This is a genomic window from Dyella marensis, assembly GCF_900112865.1.
In the GTDB taxonomy this organism is placed as follows: domain Bacteria; phylum Pseudomonadota; class Gammaproteobacteria; order Xanthomonadales; family Rhodanobacteraceae; genus Dyella_D; species Dyella_D marensis_A.
Genome location: NZ_FONH01000002.1, coordinates 98,578 through 119,130 on the forward strand (window position 1 = coordinate 98,578; position 20,553 = coordinate 119,130).

Below are 20,553 nucleotides of genomic sequence, written 5' to 3' on the forward strand. Positions count from 1 at the left end.
CGCTCCTCAGAGCCGCGCACATCCATGTGCCCTCCCCGCGTGCTCCCGGAGGGAGAAGGGATTCCGATTTGAAGGTTGAAGAGGGCGCAGCGTTTGTGTGCGCCGCCACGCTGAGCCCCTCCGAACCCATCGTCAGCTGGCTTTCGGCTGGCGACGATGCCGCACACTGTCACGCACATCCACGTCGAACAACAATTGCAATGGCGCACCGCCCGGCACCGGCAAGGCGATCTCCAGGCCGTCGCGGCTGGGCAGGCGCGCAACGAAGGCGCGCACTTCAGCGTCGCCCAGCATCACCTGCCAACCGTCGGCATCGCGCTGCCAACCATGCGCCTGGCCAAGCACCAATCGATGCTCCTCCACCCGTCCATCGGGCCATTGCGTGCGATTGCCCACCGATGCACCATCCAGCAATTGCGCCAGTTCCGCCTCGTCGATGCGCAGGCGCAGGGTCTGGTCCTGCAGTTGCACCTTCATCCGGCCACCTCGTGCCATTGGGTCTGGGTATTGCAGTCGGCCAGCTGCGCCGCTTCGTCGGCGGACAGGGCGAGTTCTTCGTGACCCAGCGCCGATTGCAGCGCACGCAAGGAGCGCTGGCGCGGATCGGCGCGCGACATCAGCGCGGACAGCGCCTCCCGGCTGCGCTCGTCCAGGCGCAGGCGCAGCGGCAGCACATGGGCGGCGAAAGACAGACTGCGCGCCTGCGGCCGCTCACTGTGCAGGCGGTGCAGCAAGGCCGGCTGCAGCAAGGGCATGTCGACCGGAATCACCAGCAGCTCGGCGTCACCCGCCAGGGCCTGTGCGATACCCGCAAGGCCGCCCAGCGGACCGGCCTGGGGCATGGTATCGGCGATGCCGGCATAGTCTTCGCGACTGCCGCTGACACGAATCTCGTCCACGCCGGCCTCGCGCAACACGCCAAGTTGATGCTCGATCAACGGCCGGCCCTGCCACGGCAGCAAGGCCTTGTCACTTCCCATCCGCGACGACAGGCCGCCGGCCAGCACCACGCCGATGCACCGGCGCGGCTCAGTGAGCGTGGCCATGACCGTCATGGCCGGAGTGGTCCTGCGCGCCCTCGGACGGCTGCTCGCACAACGAACAGCCCTCGCTCCACGCGCTGTCGCCGTCGACGTAGTGCTCCTGCTTCCAGATCGGCGCCTCGTGCTTGACCGCCTCGATCGCCAGCCGGCAGGCGCGGAACGCCTCGGCCCGGTGCGGCGTACCCGCGGCCACCACCACGGCGAGGTCGCCCAGGCCGAGGTCGCCCTTGGCGTGGGCGATGTACAGCTTCATCGGCGCGCCGATCTCCGCCCGCGCCCGCTCGCCGATGTTGCGGAAGGTGCGCAAGGCCAGCGGCACGAACAGGTCGTAGCTGATGCCGACCACCTGCCGGCCCAGGTTGAAATCGCGCACCTTGCCGACAAATACCGAGATGCCGCCGAAGCGCGGATCGGACACGAAGTCCAACGCCGCGGCGACATCCAGCGCGGCGTCCGCGCGTTCGACCACGGCCACGTGCAGATCGTCCATGGCGCTTTCCATGTTCAACCTCCGCTCACCGGCGGCAGCACCGCCAACTCGAGATCCGCCGGCACCTCGCGGTGGTTGTGCAGGATCTCCTCGCTGCTGGCGAAGGCCGAAATGCGCACCAGGCCGGCGTTGACCTGCGGCGCATGCTCGCGCAGGTGTGCGGCCAGGAGTTCGCGCAGGTCGGCGATGGTGCTGCCGGGCGGCACGTCCAGTTCGAGATGGCCGCGCGGATCCGCCTCGCGCAGCGCGCCGTACAGCGCGATCCGGACCTTCATGCGCGGCTCCATGAGGGGCTTTCCAGATGACCCAGCCCATAGACATCCACCAGCGTCCCGGCCGGCAGCTCGCCCGCTTCCAGCGGGATATGAACCCAGGCGTTCGCCTCCGCCAGCGGACGGATGCGGTACGACTCCTGTCCGCGCAATGCGGTGGCCGCGAGCTGTCCGCGCTCGTCCACCGTCAGTTGCGCCTTCAGATAGAAATGCAGGCGCGGCTTCTTTGCGAAAGCCGCCGCCAGCGGCACCTGCCAGGGCCGCTCGGCCGGCAGGCCGAGCATGGCGCGCAGCGTAGGCTCCACGAAGAAGCGCAGCCCCGCCGCCACCGCGACCGGATTGCCCGGCAGGCCGAAGAACAACGTGCCGTCCGGCAGGCGCGCGAACAGCAGCGGCTTGCCGGGGCGGATCGCCACCTTGTGGAACAGCACCTGCGCGCCCAGCCGCTCCAGCGCGACCGGCACGAAGTCATAGCGGCCCATCGAGACCGCGCCGGTGGAAATGATGATGTGGCTGCCGGCCGCACGCGCGCGATCGACCGCATCGAGAAACGCATCGACGTCGTCGCCCACCGTTTCCGCATGCGCCAGTTCGGCGCCGGTGTGCGGCATACGCGCCGCCAGGAACGGACCGTTGGAGTTGCGGATCTGCCCCGGCGCCAGCGGCGTGGCCGGGTCGTCGACCAGTTCGCGCCCCGTGCACAACGCCGCCACTCGCGGCGACGCGGCGACACTGACGCGCGCCACGCCCAGCGAGGCGAGCAGCATCAGGTGTTGCGGCGCCAGCACGGTACCGGCGGCCAGCACGGTCTCGCCCACGGCGACGTCTGAACCGGCCAGGCGCACGTTCTGCCCGGGCGCCACCTCGGCCAGCAGGCGCACGCGGTGCGGCGCCTCCAGGCGTTCGGTCTGCTCCACCGGGATGACCCGGTCCAGTCCCTCGGGCATGGCCGCGCCGGTCATGATCTCCCACGCGCCCTGCGCACGGCCCTGCATGGCGTCGCCCGCGGCCTGTTCGCCTTCGACCAGCCATTCGCTGCCGGCCGCTAACGGCGCGGGGCCGCCGCTCAGGGCGTAGCCGTCCATCGCGGAGTTGTCGAATGGCGGCACCGCCGCGGCGCTGACCACCGCCTGGCGCAGCACGCAACCCAGGGCCAGCTCGCTGTCGCGATCCTGTGCGGGGGTCGGCGCGCAGTGCTGGAGAATGATGCGCAGCGCGTCGGCCGGTTCGAGCAGTTCGTGGCTCATGCGTGGCCTCCGCCCGCGACCATGTCCAGCGCGTGGCCGAGGATCGGCGCGAGGATGTCCATGCCTTCGGCCACCGCCTTGGCGCTGCCGGGCAGCGCGATCACCAGCGTGCCGCCGAGCAGCACCGCATCGGCGCGGCTCAGCCAGGCCATCGGCGTATGGCGGCCGCTTTCGCTGCGGAACAGTTCGCCGATGCCGGCGACGTGGCGATCGGCGACTTGCGCCAGCGCTTCGGGCGTGCGGTCGCGCGGCGCCAGGCCGGTGCCGCCGGTGCACAGCACCAGGCGCGTACCGCCACCGGCGAGTTCGCGCAGGCGTGCAACCAGGCCGTCTTCATCATCCGGACGCACTTCGGCGTCGCCGAGTTCCGCGCCGAGCGCACGCAGGCGTTGCACCAGCAGCGGACCGGAGCGGTCTTCGTAATCGCCGCGGCTGGCGCGGTCGCTGAGCGTGATCACCGCCGCGGCCACGCCTTCCAGCCGGGCCGTGGCGCGCGGGCGGTAATGCTCGCGTTCGGCCTCGCTCATTCCATCGGGATGCAGCCACAGGCCTTTCTTGCCGCCTTCCTTGAACAACAGGCGCGTACCGCCCATCGACAGCGCCGGCTGCACCGGCTTGGTCAGGTCGTACAGCGTGAGCAGCGCCGCGCTGACGCCGGCCAGCGCCTCCATTTCCACGCCGGTGCGGGCGAAGGTGGCCACTTCGCAGTAGACACGGATGGATTGGCGTTCCGGCGCGCGCTCGCAGCGCACGTCGATGTATTCCAGCGGCAGCGGATGGCACAGCGGCATCAGCTGCGAAGCGTTCTTCGCGCCTTGCAGGCCGGCGATCTCGGCCATCGCGATGGCATCGCCCTTGGGCAGGCGGCCATGCGCAAGATCTTCGTAGGCGCTGCCGGCCTGCAGTTCGCCGACGGCGACGGCGCGGCGGGCGGTGGCGCGCTTGCGGCGCACGTCGGCCATATGGAAATGGTCGGGGCGCGGGTCGCGCTCACGCATGAATCAGCCTCCGGTGGATGCCAGATGGGGAGTGATGCCGGTGCGGCCTTCGTGCAGGTGATGCGTCTGCTCCTTGCGCACCAGCTGGCCGCCGATCGCGCGCACCAGGTCCTCGAGTTGGTTGTCGTCCTGCAGCAGCGGGCGCAGCGGAATGCCGAACTCGCCGAACAGGCACAGGCGCAGGTCGCCGGTGGCGGTGACGCGCAGGCGGTTGCAGCCGGCGCAGAAGTCCTTGGAGTACGGCGCGATGATGCCGATGCGGCCGGCGTAGTCCGCGTGGCGGTACTCGCGCGCGGGACCGGCGTCGGCGGCGCGCGGCAGCGCCTCCCAGCCGGCTTCCTGCAGTTGCGTTTCCAGGGTTTCGGCGCGCACGTGGTGTTCGCGGAAAAACGCGAGGCTGTCGCCGGTCTGCATCAATTCGATGAAGCGCAGGCCGACCGGGCGGTCGCGCAGATAGTCGAGCCATGCCGGCAGCTCGCGGTCGTTGACGTCGCGCAGCAGCACGGCGTTGAGCTTCACCGACGCCAGGCCCGCGGCCAGCGCCATGTCGATGCCGGCGAGGATGTCGTCCAGGCGGTCGTGACCGGTGATGCGCGCGAAGCTTGCGCGGTCGAGGCTGTCCACGCTCACGTTGATGGCATTGAGCCCCGCGTCCATCCATTCGCCCAGGCGGCGCGACAGCAGCGTGCCATTGGTGGTCATCGCCAGCTTGCGCACGCCGGGTATGCCGGCGGCGGTGCGCAGGATGTCGCTGAGGTCGTGGCGCACCGACGGCTCGCCGCCGGTGATGCGCAGCTTGTGCATGCCCACCGCGGCGAAACCGCGCAGCAGCCGCGCGATCTCCGCCAGGTTCAGCGGCGCGGCGGCATGGGGATTGGCGTGGTAGCCGTTGGGCAGGCAATAGGTGCAGCGGAAATTGCAGGCCGGGACGATCGACAGGCGCAGGTAGGGAAAGTGGCGGCCATAGCGATCGGAAAGCACGTTCATGGCGTTCCTCCCGCGTTCCGGGCGTGGGAAGGCGCGTGCGTTTTCCCGTCCGGGTGGCGCATGGAAGGCATCACGTTCAATTAACAATCATCCCGTCTAGACGCGCGGGCGCCCGGCTTCGGCGGTGGCCAATGCATGGGGTGAAGTATGGGCGCTGGGGGCTGGGACACCAAGCGTTTTCGCGTGCGGTGTGATGTCCCGCTCAGGCGACAACCCGCCGGCGCAGGTTGGGGTGAGCGCAGCGAACCCCAACAGGCTTCCCGACGTCATCGCCACGTTGGGGTTCGCTGCGCTCACCAACCTACGGTGCGCGTCGCTTCGCCACCTCGTCGGCGGTCAGCGTCGCCGGCTTGCCGCCGAAATGCGTGAGCACGAAGTTGCCCAGTGCCGCCACTTCGGCATCGGTATACGCCTGCCCGAACGAAGGCATCGACGTCTCGCCATGCGCGGTGCGCAGCGTCGAGCCCTGCAGGATCACCTGGGTGAGGTTGTGCGCCTGCGGATCGTTGGCCGCCTGCGTGCCCAGCAAGGCCGCCGCCTCGCTCTGCCGCCCCTGCCCGTTCCACAGATGGCAACTCGAGCACGCGCCCTGGAACAGATGCTGGCCGAGGCCGCCCTGCGCCAGCTCCTCGGCGCCCGGGGCGCTCGCGCTGGAGGCCAGCGCCAGCGCCGGCCGGTCGTTCACTTCGCTGCCGGCGCTGCCCTGCTGCGGTTTCACCTCGCGCAGATAAGTGACCAGGGCGCCGATGTCCTCGGGCGTCAGGTATTGCAGGCTGTACTGCACCACTTCGCCCATCGGGCCGGAGGCCGTGCCGCGGCCGCTGGCATGCCCCTTGGACAAATAATCGGCCAGTTGCTGCTCGCTCCAGTTGCCGATGCCATAGGTCTTGTCGGACGTGATGTTATAGGCCTTCCAGCCTTGCAGTACTTCGCCCGACAGCGCGTCGCCGCGCTTGAGCGCATACATGGCGTTGCGCGGCGTGTGGCATTCGTCGCAATGGCCCAGGGCGGTGGCCAGGTAGGCGCCGCGGTTCCACGCCTGCGACTTGCCCTGCACCGGCTCGTAGCGCTGCTTCTTCAGGAACAGCGCGTTCCACACGCTCAGGCCCCAGCGCTGGTCGAACGGAAACGACAGCTCGTTCGGCCGCGCCGGCGCGTGCTTCGGCGGCAGGCTGAACAGGTAGGCCTTGATGGCGAGCACGTCGTCGCGGCTCAGCGCCGTATACGAGGTGTACGGGAAGGCCGGATACAAGGGCTTGCCGTCCTTGCGCACGCCCGCATGCAGCGCGCGCACGAACTCGTCGTCGCTCCAGTCGCCGATGCCGGTTTCCTTGTCTGCGGTGATATTGGTCGAGTAGATGGTGCCGAACGGCATCTTGAACGCCACGCCGCCGGTATACGGCTGTCCGCCGGGCACCGTGTGGCAAGCCGCGCAGTCAGCCGCACGCGTGAGGTATTCGCCGCGGGCCACGGGGTCGGTGAGGCTGGCCGGCGCACCCGCGGCCGCGGGTTGCGGCGCGCCGGTCTCCTTGCCATCGCCGACAATGAACCAGGCGTAGGCGGTAAAGGCGGCGGCGCCCACCACCACGATGGCGATCAAGGCCAGGATCATGCGCACGAGTTTCATGCCATCCCCTCCTTCGCAGCGGCGGCCCGGTCGGTCGCCTGGGTGATGACGGCCTTCAGCGCGTCGGGCCCCTGGACCAGCGCAGCGCGGTCGATCGGATAGCTGCGCAGGCGCACGCCGGTGGCGGCGAACAGCGCATTGAACAGGGCCGGGAAGGCCATCACCGTGCCGGTCTCGCCGATGCCGCCGGGTGCTTCCTTGCTGTCGACCAGGTGCACTTCGAGCGCCGGCGTCTCGTTGATGCGCATCATGCGGTAGTCGTTGAAGTTGTGTTGCTCCACCGCGCCATGCTTGATGGTGATGCCGTTGTACAGCGCGGCGGTCCAGCCGAAGATCAGGCCGCCCTGCACCTGCGCGGCCACCGTATTGGGATTGACCGCGATGCCGCAGTCGACCGCGGCCACCGCGCGGCGCAGCTTCACCTCGCCCTGCGGCGACACCTCCGCCTCGACGATCACGCACAGGTAACTGCCGAACGGCGCCGCCACCGCCACGCCGCGACCGACCCGCGCCGGCAGGCTGCCCTTGCCCCAGCCGGCCTTTTCGGCGGCGAGATTCAGCACGCCCAGCGCGCGCGGGTTCTTCTGCAGCTGTTCGCGGCGATAGACCAGCGGATCCTTGCCGGCGGCATGCGCCAGCTCGTCCATGAAGCTCTCGACCACGAATACGTTGTGCACGGGACCGACACCGCGCCACCAGCCGAGGTGCACGCCCTCGGGCATGTCGTGGCGTACCCATTCGACTTTCATGTTAGGGAACTCGTACGGCACATCGGCGGCGCATTCGATCGCATCCGAATCCATGCCGTTCTTGCCCATCGCCCCGGGCGCGAAGGTGGCCAGCACCGAGCCGCTGGCGATGCGGTGTGTCCATGCCACCGGCTTGCCGTCGTCGCCCAGGGTGGCGGCGATGCGGTCGTAGTAGGCGGGCCGGTAGCGGTCGTGCGCGATGTCTTCCTCGCGCGTCCACACCATCTTGAGCGGATAGCTGACCTGCCGCGCGAAGGCCACGGCCTGCTCGACCGGATCCTCGAACAGCCTTCGCCCGAAACCGCCGCCCATGTACTGGTTGTGCACCACGATGCTCTCGGGCTTGAGCCCGGTGAGCTTGGCGGCGACATCCACGCAGCGTGCCGGCACCTGGGTGCCGGTCCAGATATCGCAACCATCGGGGCGCACATGGACGATGGCGTTCTGCGGCTCCATGGTGGCGTGCGCCAGCAAGGGCAGCTGATAGGTGGCTTCCAGCGCCTTGCCTTTCACGCCGTCGACGTTGCCGACCGCCTTGCCGGGAATCGGCGTGCCATGCTTCGACGCCTCGGCCAGATCCTTGAACAGCTGCTCGGTGGAGTACTGCGCGTTGGGACCGTGATCCCAGGTGATGTCCAACGCATCGAGCGCCTGCTTCGCGGCCCAGAAATGCTCGCCCACCGCGGCCACCGCGTTGTCGATCTTCAGCACGGCGACGAAACCGGGCACCTGGCGTGCGCGGCTGTCGTCGACCGCCACCAGCTTGCCGCCGAAGGTGGGGCAGGCCTTGACCGTGGCGACCTTCATGTCCGGCACGCGCAGGTCGATGCCGAACTGCAGCGAGCCGTCGACCTTGCCGGCGGTGTCTACGCGGCGCAGCGGCTTGCCGATCAGGGCGAATTGCGCGGCGTCCTTTTCCTGCACCTTGTCGGGCACGGGCAGTTGCGCGGCGGCGTTGGCGACCTCGCCATAACCCAAGCTGCGCCCGCTCGCCTCGTGCCGGATCACGCCGCGCGCCACCGTGCATTGCGCCGGATCCACTTTCCATTTCGCGGCCGCCGCGCCGACCAGCAAGGCGCGCGCCGCGGCGCCGGCCTGGCGCAGGGTGGTCCAGCAGAAGCGGATGGTGGTGGAACCGCCGGTAGCCTGTTCGCCCAGCAGCGGGTTGGCGTAGAGCTTGCGGTTGGCGGGCGCGTGCTCGACCACGACCTGGTCCAGTCCCAGGTCCATTTCCTCGGCCAGCAGCGTGGCCTGGCCGCTGTACGCACCCTGCCCCATCTCGATGCTCGGCATCACCAGGTGCACCGCGCCGTCGGTGCCGACGCGGATGAAGGCGTTCGGCGCGAACGCCGCATCGCCCGCCGCGACCGGCCCTTGTGCCGCAGCGCGGCCGAGCACCTTGGCGCCGCCGCCGAGCCAGAGGAAGGCGACGACGAGGCCGCCCAATTTCAAAGCCTCGCGCCGCGACGGGTTGTCGGGTTGGCTCTCGCCGAGGGGCTGGTCGAAGCGCACGTTCATGCCACGCCCTCCACGCGAACGAAGGAAAGCACCTGGCCGGTCGCGGCGGCCTGGTTCGGCGCTTCGTTGGGCAGCGTCTGCGGCGCCACCTTCTGGCCGGTGGCGACCTGCCTGATCGCCTCGCGGATGCGCACATACGTGCCGCAGCGGCAGATGTTGCCGGACATGGCGACGTCGATTTCCGCATCGCTCGGCTCCGGCGTCGCTGCCAGCAGCGCGGCGGCCGACATGATCTGGCCGGACTGGCAATAGCCGCACTGCACGACTTCGATATCCAGCCAGGCCTGCTGCACCTTCTTGCCGACCGCGCTGGCGCCGACGCCCTCGATGGTGGTGACCGCCTTGGTGCCCACCGCCGCGACCGGCAGCACGCACGAACGCACCGCCGCGCCGTCGAGGTGCACCGTGCAGGCGCCGCATTGCGCGATGCCGCAACCGAACTTGGTGCCGGTCAGGCCGATCACGTCGCGCAGCACCCATAGCAGGGGCATGTCGTCCGGGACGTCGACCGAGCGGGATTCACCGTTGATATTCAGGACGATCATGTTGCCTCCGCGTCTGTGCATGGGCGATGTCGGTGCGCGAACGCGACGGGCTATCCGCTGCCCGTGCGCCAGCGTTCGTAGTCGTCCGGCGTATCGATGTCGATGCGGGCCTCGGGCATGGGCAGCGCCTGTACCTGGTCCGCGTAAAGAGCGAGCAGGCTGCGCGCGCCTTCGGGGCCGTGCAGCAGGTCCAGCTCATGGAAGAAGCGCGAGGGGAACAGACAGGGCACGCCGACCACGCCGTCGCCGTAATCGGCGGCGACGATGCGGTCGGGCGCGGCCGCATCCGCCAAGGCTTGCAATTGCGCGGCGCCGAGTGCCGGCTGGTCGCACAGGCAGACGGTGACGCCGGTCAGTTCCGGGTGGCGTTCGCGCAGGCGTCGCACGCCGAAGGCGAGCGAACCGCCCATGCCCGACGGCCAGCCGGCGTGGAAGGCGGTATCGAGCGGCAGGCCTTCCAGCGCGACCTCGACGTCCTCCCGATAGGCGCCGATCACCACCGTCACCCAGGGCGATACGCGCAAGGCCTCGCGCGCGACGCGGCGCACCAGCGGCTCGCCATCGATCGCCACCAGTTGCTTGGCCGAGCCATAGCGCACCGCGCCGCCGGCGGCGAGCAGGACGATGCCCAGGGCGCGCGCGGCGGTCATGAATGGATCGGCCCTTCGATGCGGCTGAGCCGGGCGCCGGAACGCGCGCGCATCGCGGCCATGATTTCCGCGGCGACGGAGAGCGCGATTTCCTGCGCCGTCTCCGAACCGATATCCAGGCCGGCCGGCGCATGGATCGCCGTGGCGGATACGGGCACGGCATCGCGGATGCGGCCGGCGCGTTCGCGCGAGCCGATCACGCCGAGATAGGCCAGGGGCAGCGGCGCCAGCGCCTGCACATAGGCGAGGTCGCGCTCATAATGATGTGTCATCACCACGACCGCGGTCTGCCGGTCGAACGGGAGCTGTTCCGGCAGCATCTCGGGCGCGGCATGCAACTGCGCGCCCACGCCATTGAGGCGCTCGCGCGCCACCGCGACATGCTCGACCAGCGTGGTCTGCCAACCCAGGCCATGCGCCAGGCGCGACAAGGCCAATGCGCATTCGCTGTAGCCGACCACCACCAGCGCGGGCTTGGGTCGCCACGCTTCGAGCAGGACATCCAGTTGCGCACCATCCGCCTCGGCGCGCTCGAGCACGGCGCCGCCCGCCTCGGCGACATCCGCCAGGGCATGGATACGTTGCGCGAGACCCTGCGCGGGAATATCGGTCCAATGTCCCGCCGCATGGCGGATCAGGCGCCACGGTCGCGGCGTGTGCACTTCGCCGTCGCGCGAAAACACCGTGGCGACGCTGGCCGGTGCACGCTCCTCGTGCAGCCTGGCCAGCACGTCCAGGAAGTGGAAATCCGCCGGCTGCACCAGCGGCTCGATCAGCACGTCCAGCTCGCCGCCGCAGCCGACTTCCATCAGCAGGTCGAGGTTGGATTCGCGGTTGTAGGGCACCAGCGCGGGCGTGCGCTCCGCCATGGCGCGCTGCGCGCGCAGCACGATGTCGCGCTGGGGGCAACCGCCGGCCAGGGCGCAGGTCACTGTGCCGTCGGCATGCACCAGCATGCGGGCGCCGGCACGCCGGAAGGTCGAACCGCTGGTGCGGACAATCGTGGCCAGTGCGGCTGGCTCGGGCGCGCTGCGCGCGCGGAGCTGCTGGACCGCCGCAAAGAGTTGGGGGAACTCCTGCGAAGCATTCATTCGATGTCGCCTGCCCGTGTCAGCCCGACCATGCTAGTCGTCCGCTCCGACGCTTGGCAACCGCGGCGGCGTTGACGCACGCGGTGCTCGCGATCACGAAATGGGTTTCGTCGGCGACACTTCGCGGTCGCGACTTGTTGATAATCATTCTCATTAAACCTATGCTGGCGGCCCTCCCACCTAGGCCCAGCCACGCATGCCGCGTTCGATCGGACTCCTGCAATCCGTACCCAGCCCCCTGCTGTGCGAAATGCTGGGCCATGCCGGCTATGACTTCGTGCTGCTCGACCTGGAGCATGTGCTGCTCTCGCCGGACCAACTCCAGCACGCCATCCGCGCCTGCGAACTGGGCGGCTGCGCGCCATGGGTGCGCGTGCCGGAAGTGGACGAGAAGCTGATCGGCCGCGTGCTCGATGCCGGCGCCAGGGGCGTGGTGATTTCCCGCCTGGAAACGGTCGAGCAGGCCGAACGCGCCGTCGCCGCCGCGCGCTTTCCGCCGCTGGGCCGGCGCGGCATCACCGGCGGGCGGGTCACCGGCTTCGGCAAGACCGCGCTGCCGGACTACATCGAGCAGGCCAACCGCGAGATCCACGTCGTGCCGATGATCGAAAGCGAAGCGGGCGTGCGCGCGCTGCCGCAGATCCTCGCCGTGCCCGGCATCTCGCTGGTGATGGAAGGCGCGCTGGACCTGGCGCTCGACCTCGGCCTGGGTCCGCAACCGCTGCATGCCGACGTGTGGCAGCGGCTGCAGGACATCGCCGACTGCTGCGACACCGCCGGCATCCCGTTCTGCCCCAACCCGCGCAACGAACAACAACTGCGCTACTGGGCCGCCCGCGAGGTGCGCTGGATGCTCGCCGGCGAAGACCGCGGCCTGCTGCTGGCCGCCCTGCGCGATCGCGCCGCCGCCCTGCGCGCGTCCTGAGCTTCCCCCTTCCCCGCTTGGAACACTTCACGTGACCGGAACACACCGCCCGCATCTCCTTGGCCTGGCCATCGCCTGCGCACTCTGCGCCGCCACCGCACATGCGGACGACACCACCGCGCCGAACAAGCCGCGCGAGCTCGAAGCCGTGCAGGTGCAAGGCAATGTGCTGGGCAGTTCCTCGAAGGAAAACGTGCGCACCTACGCCGGCAGCCGCAAGGTGATCGGCAGCGAGGACCTGGCCAACGGCGCCAACCGCTCGCTCGACGACGCCCTGCAACAGGTGCCCGGCATCAAGATCTTCGACGAGACCGGCACCGGCGTGCTGCCGCAGATCATGCTGCGCGGCCTGTACGAGAGCCGCAGCGGCCGCGTGCAGGTGCTGGAGGACGGTATCCCGCTGTCGCTGGCGCCGTACGGCCAGACCAGCCTGTCGCTGTTCCCGGTGACCATGAATCAGATCGACCGCATCGACATCGTGCGCGGCGGCGCTGCCGTGCAGTACGGCCCCAACAATGTCGGCGGCGTGATCAACCTGGTCAGCAAGCCCATCCCCGAACGCTGGACCACCACGCTGGGCGAGAAGATCACCGCCGGCGGTGCCGGCCGTTACCTGCGCGACACCACGCTGAGCACCGGCGGCTACCTCACGCCGGATTTCGGCCTGCAGGTCGATGCCGACTGGAACAAGGGCCAGTACTGGCGCGAGCACAGCGGCACCGACGTGAAGAACCTGCGCCTGCGCGCCGAATGGTGGCTGGCCGACGACAAGCTGCTGAAGGCGCAGGTGCAGCGCTACGTCGCCAACATGGACATGGCCGGCGCGCTGTCGGTCGCCGACTACGAGGAAAATCCGCGCCAGGCCACCCGTCCGCTGGACCGCTTCACCGGACGCACCACGCGCGCCTCGCTCACCTGGCAGCAGGATCTCGGCGCCTGGGGTCCGTTCGACCAGTCGCAGTTCACCTGGACCAACTTCAGCGCCGACAGCAGCCGCAACTTCATCGTCGGCATGCGCCGCCTCGCCACCGAGACCTGGCGCCCCGACCTGGCGCCGCAGCTGCTGCAGAGCGCGCCGCGCGGCTTCAAGGTCTATGGCAGCGAGCCGCGTATCGCCTTGCACGTGGATTCCGGCAACGTCACGCAGCAGTGGACCGCCGGCGTGCGCGCGGTGCGCGAGGACATCGACTTCCTGGTCGGCAACACGGGCCTGGACAACGGTGTGTACACGCTGGTGCGCAACTGGCAGTTCAAGGATCGCGCCTGGTCGGCCTATGTCAGCGACGCCATCGGGTTGTTCAACGACCGCCTGACCGTCACGCCGGGCCTGCGCTACGAGCACCTCAATTCCACCTATCTCAACCGCGCCAACGGCATCAGCACGCAGAACAATGTGCGCAATGCCCTGCCCGGCCTCACCGTCGGCTACAAGGCCAGCTCGCAGTGGTACGTCTACGCCGACGCGCAGCGTTCCCTGCGCGCGCCGCAGGTGACGCAGATCATCTACGGCGACAACCTCGACTCCGAGCTGGCCTGGAACTACGAGGCCGGTGCACGCTACATGCCGGTCGAGGGCACCAGCATCAACCTCGACGTGTACCGCATCGATTTCGACAAGCAGATCCAGCTCGACAACACCACGCGCACCTACGCCAACCTGGGCAAGACCCGCCACCAGGGCGCGGAGCTGGAGCTGGAATGGAGCCCGCCCAGTCTGCGTGCGCTCAAGCTCAGCGCCGGCTATGCCTATCTAGACGCCAGCCAGCAGTCCGGCCAGTATGCCGGCCGGCGCGTGCCGTATACCTCGCGCAACCAGCTCAACCTCGGCGCGAGCTACAGCCGTGGCGACACCGTCGTCGCGCTGACCAGCTATTACTTCAGCAAGGCCTACAGCGACGCCGCCAACACGGTGCGCGAGAACGCCATCGCTTCGGTCGGACAGCTGCCTTCATACTGGGTATGGAACATGCAGTTCACACAGATGCTGATGCGCGCGGGCAGCAGCACGCTCAAGGGCACGCTGGCGGTGAACAACCTGTTCGATCGCCGCTATTGGTATCGCGGCATCGACACCAGCCCGTGGGGCCGCCAGGCGGCGCCGGGCCGCACGGTAACGGCGGGTGTGGAACTTGCGTTCTGACACAACGTGACGCATCGCACGCCGCCGCAAGCTGTCTTGCAACTGCAACCCGGCGTTGACGCAGCACATACTTGTGTCCATGCAAGATGAAGTATCCGCATCGGCACCGGACCTGAGCCTCTCGCGATAAGGCAAGGATGTATCGCGATCGGCGTGCCGGCGGCGGACCGCAGCACTACCGAGCCAGCCGGGATGTTCTTCCCGGCCCAGCCACCACAGCCCAGACCAACCCTTCGGCGCACGGCCGAGGATGACGCGTGGATGGCTCGTGCGATTTTGCGCATCGGCCGCCACACGCATCCGCTGGCCCGTTGCGCGCTGCTTCAATACACGGATGCCTCCATGACCGAGAACCTGTCGCCCCTGGTGATCCTGACCCACGTCCGCCATGCAGCGGTCACCGAGGGCTTTCTTCCCGCCGCGCATCGCCTCGGTCTGCCGGTGGTGCTGCTGACCGACCACCGGCTCGAACACCTGGAATACTTCGGCGCCGAACCGCAGCACGCGCCACAGCAGATCATCGAGTGCGACGTGTTCAATCCGCTGGGTGTGATCGACGTGCTGCACGGCGCCGGCATCCGTCCCGTCGCGGTGTTCTCCAACAGCGATCACCTGCAGACCAGCACCGCCCTGGTGGCCGAGGCGTTCGGTCTGCCGGGCAAGCCGTGGCGCGTGTGCTACGCGGCCAAGAACAAGGCCGCGATGCGCGAGCGCCTGCGCTCGCTCGGCCTGCCCACGCCGTGGTTCGAAAGCCTGATGCCCGGCCAGGCCGTCCCCGCGCATGCGCCGTGGCCGCTGATCGCCAAGCCGCGTGAAGGCGTGGCCAGCCTCGACGTGCAGCTGTGCGCCAACCCGGGCGAGCTGCAGCACTACCTGCAGGCGTTCTGGCAACGCCACCCGGGGCGTGCGGTCTTGCTGGAGGAATTCCTGCACGGTCCGCTGTTCACGCTCGAAACGCTCAGCGACCGCAAGCAAACTCAGGCCGTAGGCGGCTTCGATGTGACGCTGTCCGACCCGCCGCATTTCATCGAGCTGGAAGCGCGCTGGAACGGCCCGGCCGGCCTGCGGCAGCGGCAGCAGGCGCTGGCGCAGGTGCTGGCCTTCGGCGTCGACTTCGGCGTCTGCCACAGCGAATTCATCCTCACCGAGCGCGGCCCCGTGCTGGTCGAGATCAATTACCGCAGCATCGGCGACGGCCGCGAATTCATGCTGGACCGGATGTTCGGACAGCGCTGGTTCGAGGGCATCCTGCGCCTGCACCTGGGCCAGCCGCTGGCGCCGCCACAGCCGTCGAGCGAACACGCGCTGGTGCGCTACTACGTGGCGCGCGAGGAAGGCCGGCTGCTGCAGATCAGCGACGACCAGGCGCGCCAGCACGAGCGCGCGCATGTCGCTTACCGCCGCCTGCGCCAGCAGGGCGACGAGATCCGCCTGAGCCGTTCCAACAAGGACTATCTCGGCGTGCTGAGCATCGTGGCCGAGACCGAGCACGATCTCGGCCAGGCGCTGCATGCGGTCGAACCGGAACTGCACTGGCAGATCATGCAGGGAGCGGAAGCATGAGCACGGCAAGCGAGGACAGCGCCTACATCGCCTGGCGCATCATCGACTGCTGCCTGCGCGAGGACGTGCGCGGCATCGTGCATCGCGGCAGCGCGGGGCAGCCCGCGGCGAGCGCACGGCAGGCGTGGCCGGCAGCTGCGTTCCCGCAACACTGGTGGCGCATCGCGCATCTTCCGGGCGGCGTGCTCTGGCTGCCGGTGCAGGCCAGCGACTACATGCAGAGCCTGCGCGCCATCGGCGACGGCTGGTTGCGCGAGACGGCGCAAGGCCTGGTCTACGAGCATGGCGCGGATGCCTGGCTGCAGCTGCTGGCGGAAGGCCTCGACGAGGAAACCCGCCAGCTGCACCTGGACTACGCCGCCGAGGCACGCTGCGCCGCCGAGCATCGCACCCTGTCGCGGCAGGCCTGCCAGGAGCGGACCGATGCGCTCGCCGGCGCGCTGGACGGCGCCGGCTGGGACGAACGCGCGCTACGCTGCGACCAGGTGGCAAGTTATCGCGATCACCCGTTCTATCCCACGGCGCGTGCCAAGTCCGGCTTCGGCGAATCCGACATGCGCGCGTATGCGCCGGAATTCGATCCTTCTTTCCAACTGCACTGGTTGGCGGTGCCACGCGACCGCCTGCAATTGACCAGCGAGCCACCCGCGTTCTGGCCACGGATGTGCGACCTCGGCCTCGACGATGCGCTGGTCTCCACGCATGCCCTGCTGCCGGTACATCCGCTGACCTGGCCGCGCCTGCACGACAGCGCTGCGTTCCCGCTGCCGCCGCACACGCAGCGCGCGCCGCGTGCCTGGCTATGGGTGCGCCCGACGCTGTCGGTGCGCACGGTGATGCCGGTCGATCACCCCGGCCAGCACATCAAGCTGCCGCTGCTGATGCGCACGCTCGGCGCCTTGAACCTGCGCCTGATCAAGCCGTCGACGATCTACGACGGCCATTGGTTCGGACAGGCGCTGACCGCCATCGCCGAAAACGACGAAGCCTTGTGCGGACGCTACCTGCATGTGGACGAGGCGCACGGCGGCCACGTCGACGAAGCCAAGCACCTGGCCTATCTGGTGCGCGAGTACCCGTCCCTGCCCGAGGCCACCCTGGTGCCCGCGGCCGCCCTGGGCAGCACGATGCCCGACGGCCGCCCGTTCGCCGCGCACCTGGCCGACCGTTTCCACCATGGCGACCTGCTCGCCTGGTGGCGTGCCTATGCGGAACTGTTGAGCCATGTGCACCTGCGCCTGTGGCTGCGCTACGGCGTGGCCCTGGAAGCGAACCAGCAGAACGCGGTGCTGATCTACACGCCGGGCCAGCCGCCGCGGCTGCTGATGAAGGACAACGATTCCGCCCGCGTCCTGCTGCCGCGCCTGCGCGCATGCCTGCCGAACCTCGATACGCTCGGCCCGTTGCGCGACCCGCGCATCCCGGTCGAGGACGATGCCGCGCTGGCGCGGATGTTCTGCACCATCATCCTGCAGCTGGACCTGCTGGCCGTGCTCGAGAGCATCGCCGATTGGCAACCGGCGGCGCGGCAACCGATGTACGCCATCCTGCGGCAGACCTTGCGCGCCACGCTGGATCAACTTGCCCGCGAAGGCATCGACACCGGTCCGGCCGAACGCCTGCTGCAGGCGCCGTGGCTGCCGGTGAAATACCTGCTCAGCGCCGGCAGCCTGCTGAGCAAGCGCGTCACCGGCGCCAGCGACATCAACAAGTTCTATGGCGACAGCGGCCCGAACTTCATGCTGGCGGACGACGCCGACAGCTCGGCGCGCCAGGCCGACGGAGCCGCCTGATGCGCACGCTCGCCGCCGTGCTGACCGCCCACTACCTGGCGGCCTTCACCGCCCTGGGCATGCCGGTGTTCATGCCGCGCGTGCTGGCCGGACTCGCGCCGGGTGCGCCGGACTGGCTCAGCGGCCTGCTCTATGTGCTGCCCACCGTCTGCACCGCGCTGACCGCCACGGCGTGGGGACGGCTGGCCGACCGTTACGGCCGCAAGCTCTCGCTGATGCGCGCGCAGGCGGGCCTGGCGCTGGGCTTCGTGCTGGCCGGCTGCGCGCCAAGCCTGCCGTGGTTCGTGCTCGCGCTCATCGTGCAGGGCACCTGCGGCGGTTCGCTTGCCGCCGCCAATGCGTACCTGGCCACGCAGGCGCAAGGCAGCTCGCTGACCCGCGCGCTGGATTGGACGCAGTTCTCCGCGCGCCTGGCGATGGTGACCGCACCTGCTCTGCTCGGCCTGGCTACCGGGCTGGGCCTGGCGCAGACGCTGTACGCCTACCTGGCCGTGCTGCCGCTGCTAGCGCTTGCGCTTACCTGGCTGCTGCCGACCGACCCGGTCGCAACGGTTGGCGCAACCGCGACGCCGCATGCCGGCCCGCGCGAGCACGACAACCTGCGCGAGCTGTTGCCCCTGCTGCTCGTGCAGTTCCTGTTCTGCTTCGCGATGGTGGTCACCTTCCCTTATTTCATCTCCTACAGCGAAGCGCTGGGCGTCGGCAACGACAGTCATGCCGGCCTCTACTACAGCCTGCCGCACCTGGTGTACCTGGTGCTGCTGCCCTGGCTGCGCGCTCGCTCGCCGGCGCCGCAGCGGCCCTTGCTGATCGGCCTGGGGCTGTTCTCGCTGGCTTGCCTGGGCCATGCCGTGCTCGCCGATCCGGCCTGGCTCGCCCCGGCGCGCGTGCTCTACGGCATCGGCATGTTGCTGGCCATCGGCGGCATCAATCGCGCGCTCAGTGCACAGGCCGGGCGCGGCGGCGCCGGACGGCTGTTCGGGCGCTTCGATGCCTGCGGCAAATGGGCCGGCGCGCTCGGCGGCGTCGCCGCGGGCGCGCTGGTGCACCGCTGGGGACTGGCCATGCCCTTCGTCGCCGCGACGCTGGCGGGCGCCGGTGCACTGCTCTGCGCGGTCCGGCTCTTTCTCTTCCTACCCTCGAGGCAACCGTATGCTCCAGCAAGCGATGCGTGAACAGTGGTACGCGGCCCAGGCCGATGCGCAGGCCATCACCTGCTGGCTGAACTGCTATCTGCGCGAGTTCGCCCTGCCGCGCGGACAGGCCGACCTGGACTATCGCGGACTCGACCGGCCCGCCGGACTCGCGCTGGGCGAAGGACCGCTGCTGCGCATCGACTTCGCGCAGGCCGGCTATGCGCTGTGCATCCGCCTGGGCCATGGCAGCCGGCTCGGACGCTGCACCTACGCCTCGGCGCCATACCTGAAGTCGACAGGCGAAGCCTGGCGCTGCGCCGACGCGCACGCCACCATCCACTTCCTGCTGGAGCGCCTGGCGCCGGAATGCGGCTTCAATGCCGAGCTGCTGGCGCAGTCCGACAACAGCATCGAGATCACCCGGCATCTGCTGCAGCATGCCGCTGCCGCGCCGCTGCGCGGCGACGCGCTGATCGACGCCGAGCAAGGCATGCTGTGGGGGCATGCGCTGCATCCCGCGCCGAAGAGCCGCGAAGGCGTCCCCATCGGGCAGGTGCTCGCCTGCTCGCCGGAAGCGCGCGTGGACATCCCGCTGTACTGGTTCCGCATCGATCCGCGCCTGTTGCGCACGCTAGGCCGCAATGTGCGCTCCACGCTGGCCAAAGTCGGCGGCGAGGAGCATCTGTATCCCTGCCACCCCTGGGAAGCGCAACGCCTGCTGGCTCATCCGCTGCTGCGCGAGGCGCGCGAACGCGGCTGGATCGAGCCGCTGGGCATGCGCGGCATGCAGCTGCAGCCCACCTCGTCGGTGCGCACGATGTATCACGCGGAACTGGACTACTTCCTCAAGATGTCGATCCACGTCCGCCTGACCAACTGCGTGCGCAAGAACGCCTGGTACGAACTGGAAAGCGCAGTGGCGATGACCGAGCTGCTGGAGCCGGCATGGCGCGACGTGGGCGAGCGCGTGCCGGGCTTCGGCGTGCTGCTGGAACCGGCGGCGACCACGCTGGACTTCAGCGCGCTCGGCGGCGACCCGGAAGCGCACCGCGAGCTGACCGAAAGCTTCGGCATCCTGTATCGCGACAACCCCGGCGCGCTGGTGCGCGAGCGCTACCACCCGCAGGTGGCGGGCGCGCTGTTCACCCACGATCGCCACGGCGTCAGCGTGTGCAAGACGATGCTGCGCCAGGGGATATCGGCCAGCGGCTATGCGCGCGCCGCCGTGGCCTGGTTCGAGGCGTATGCCGGGCTGCTGCTGGATGGCGTATGGGTGGCGTTCTTCCGGCACGGCATCGTGCTCGAACCGCATCTGCAGAACACCGTGCTCGGCTTCGACCGCGGCATGCCGTCGCGCGTATGGGTGCGCGACCTGGAAGGCACCAAACTGGTACGCGAACGGTGGCCGGAACAGCAGCTGGGCGCCTTGTCGGAACGCGCCCGCCAATCGGTGCACTACAGCCAGGAACTGGGCTGGAAGCGCGTGGCCTATTGCGCGCTGGTCAACAACCTCGCCGAGGCGATCTTCCAGCTCGCCGACGGCGATGCGGCACTGGAAGACCGGCTATGGGCATGCATCGGCGCCATCGCGCAACGCTGGCAGGAGCGCTTCGGTACGCAGCCGCTGCTGCAAGGCCTGTTGGAAGGCGACGCGCTGCCCAGCAAGAACAACCTGCGCACCCGCTTGTTCAAGCGCGCGGATCGCGACTCCGACTACACCTATCTTGCCAACCCGATCAGCCCGCCTGCCGCCGCGCGGCAGGTGGCCTGAGCCAAGCT

General features: G+C 69.2%; 18 protein-coding genes. 6 read left to right on the top strand and 12 right to left on the bottom strand.

Annotated elements, in window-relative coordinates:
* Positions 1-132 precede the first annotated feature (132 nt).
* The 12 genes from BM172_RS03295 to BM172_RS03350 all read right to left on the bottom strand — a co-directional run bounded on the left by BM172_RS03295 (position 133) and on the right by BM172_RS03350 (position 11,217).
* The gene (locus BM172_RS03295) at positions 133-477 is read right to left on the bottom strand and encodes a hypothetical protein (RefSeq protein WP_026634020.1); all 345 of its coding nucleotides are present in this window, start codon (positions 475-477) and stop codon (positions 133-135) included.
* Complete coding sequence (mobA, locus tag BM172_RS03300; protein ID WP_026634019.1) at positions 474-1,046, bottom strand: molybdenum cofactor guanylyltransferase; 573 nt, start codon at positions 1,044-1,046, stop codon at positions 474-476. The genes BM172_RS03295 and mobA overlap by 4 nt, the downstream gene beginning before the upstream one ends.
* Positions 1,030-1,533, bottom strand: a complete 504-nt coding sequence (locus tag BM172_RS03305; RefSeq protein WP_026634018.1) for a molybdenum cofactor biosynthesis protein MoaE — start codon at positions 1,531-1,533, stop codon at positions 1,030-1,032. Before BM172_RS03305 ends, mobA begins: the two co-directional genes overlap by 17 nt.
* 14 nt (positions 1,534-1,547) lie before the next feature.
* Entirely contained in the window at positions 1,548-1,808 is a 261-nt protein-coding gene (locus tag BM172_RS03310; protein ID WP_026634017.1) for a MoaD/ThiS family protein, read from the bottom strand.
* Positions 1,805-3,040 carry a molybdopterin molybdotransferase MoeA gene (locus tag BM172_RS03315; protein ID WP_026634016.1) on the bottom strand — a complete coding sequence of 412 codons (1,236 nt, stop codon included), beginning with the start codon at positions 3,038-3,040 and terminating at the stop codon, positions 1,805-1,807. The genes BM172_RS03310 and BM172_RS03315 overlap by 4 nt, the downstream gene beginning before the upstream one ends.
* Positions 3,041-3,048: 8 nt before the next feature.
* Entirely contained in the window at positions 3,049-4,050 is a 1,002-nt protein-coding gene (gene moaCB / locus BM172_RS03320; RefSeq protein WP_026634015.1) for a bifunctional molybdenum cofactor biosynthesis protein MoaC/MoaB, read from the bottom strand.
* Positions 4,051-4,053: 3 nt separating this feature from the next.
* Positions 4,054-5,037, bottom strand: coding sequence for a GTP 3',8-cyclase MoaA (moaA, locus tag BM172_RS03325; RefSeq protein ID WP_026634014.1), 984 nt, complete (start codon positions 5,035-5,037; stop codon positions 4,054-4,056).
* 301 nt (positions 5,038-5,338) lie between these two features.
* A complete protein-coding gene (locus BM172_RS03330; RefSeq protein WP_026634013.1) occupies positions 5,339-6,664 on the bottom strand; it encodes a cytochrome c in 1,326 nt (441 codons plus the stop codon).
* Positions 6,661-8,931: a xanthine dehydrogenase family protein molybdopterin-binding subunit gene (locus BM172_RS03335; RefSeq protein WP_026634012.1), complete on the bottom strand. Its 2,271-nt coding sequence runs from the start codon at positions 8,929-8,931 to the stop codon at positions 6,661-6,663. The genes BM172_RS03330 and BM172_RS03335 overlap by 4 nt, the downstream gene beginning before the upstream one ends.
* Positions 8,928-9,476 (bottom strand): (2Fe-2S)-binding protein, encoded by a 549-nt coding sequence (locus BM172_RS03340; RefSeq protein WP_035322453.1) that lies wholly within the window; start codon positions 9,474-9,476, stop codon positions 8,928-8,930. Before BM172_RS03340 ends, BM172_RS03335 begins: the two co-directional genes overlap by 4 nt.
* 50 nt (positions 9,477-9,526) lie before the next feature.
* Complete coding sequence (locus BM172_RS03345; RefSeq protein ID WP_026634011.1) at positions 9,527-10,126, bottom strand: nucleotidyltransferase family protein; 600 nt, start codon at positions 10,124-10,126, stop codon at positions 9,527-9,529.
* Entirely contained in the window at positions 10,123-11,217 is a 1,095-nt protein-coding gene (locus tag BM172_RS03350; protein WP_026634010.1) for an XdhC family protein, read from the bottom strand. The genes BM172_RS03345 and BM172_RS03350 overlap by 4 nt, the downstream gene beginning before the upstream one ends.
* Before the next feature lie 196 nt (positions 11,218-11,413).
* Between BM172_RS03350 and BM172_RS03355 the strand changes: the two genes are divergently transcribed.
* The 6 genes from BM172_RS03355 (at position 11,414) to BM172_RS03380 (ending at position 20,545) form a co-directional block, all read left to right on the top strand.
* Positions 11,414-12,142 carry an HpcH/HpaI aldolase family protein gene (locus tag BM172_RS03355; RefSeq protein WP_026634009.1) on the top strand — a complete coding sequence of 243 codons (729 nt, stop codon included), beginning with the start codon at positions 11,414-11,416 and terminating at the stop codon, positions 12,140-12,142.
* Positions 12,143-12,173: 31 nt separating this feature from the next.
* The gene (locus BM172_RS03360; RefSeq protein ID WP_035322452.1) at positions 12,174-14,282 is read left to right on the top strand and encodes a TonB-dependent receptor family protein; all 2,109 of its coding nucleotides are present in this window, start codon (positions 12,174-12,176) and stop codon (positions 14,280-14,282) included.
* A gap of 342 nt (positions 14,283-14,624) precedes the next feature.
* Positions 14,625-15,845: an ATP-grasp domain-containing protein gene (locus BM172_RS03365; protein ID WP_026634007.1), complete on the top strand. Its 1,221-nt coding sequence runs from the start codon at positions 14,625-14,627 to the stop codon at positions 15,843-15,845.
* Positions 15,842-17,638 carry an IucA/IucC family protein gene (locus BM172_RS03370; protein WP_026634006.1) on the top strand — a complete coding sequence of 599 codons (1,797 nt, stop codon included), beginning with the start codon at positions 15,842-15,844 and terminating at the stop codon, positions 17,636-17,638. The genes BM172_RS03365 and BM172_RS03370 overlap by 4 nt, the downstream gene beginning before the upstream one ends.
* Positions 17,635-18,813, top strand: coding sequence for an MFS transporter (locus BM172_RS03375; RefSeq protein ID WP_026634005.1), 1,179 nt, complete (start codon positions 17,635-17,637; stop codon positions 18,811-18,813). Before BM172_RS03370 ends, BM172_RS03375 begins: the two co-directional genes overlap by 4 nt.
* The gene (locus BM172_RS03380; RefSeq protein ID WP_026634004.1) at positions 18,791-20,545 is read left to right on the top strand and encodes an IucA/IucC family protein; all 1,755 of its coding nucleotides are present in this window, start codon (positions 18,791-18,793) and stop codon (positions 20,543-20,545) included. The genes BM172_RS03375 and BM172_RS03380 overlap by 23 nt, the downstream gene beginning before the upstream one ends.
* The last annotated feature ends 8 nt before the right edge of the window (positions 20,546-20,553 follow it).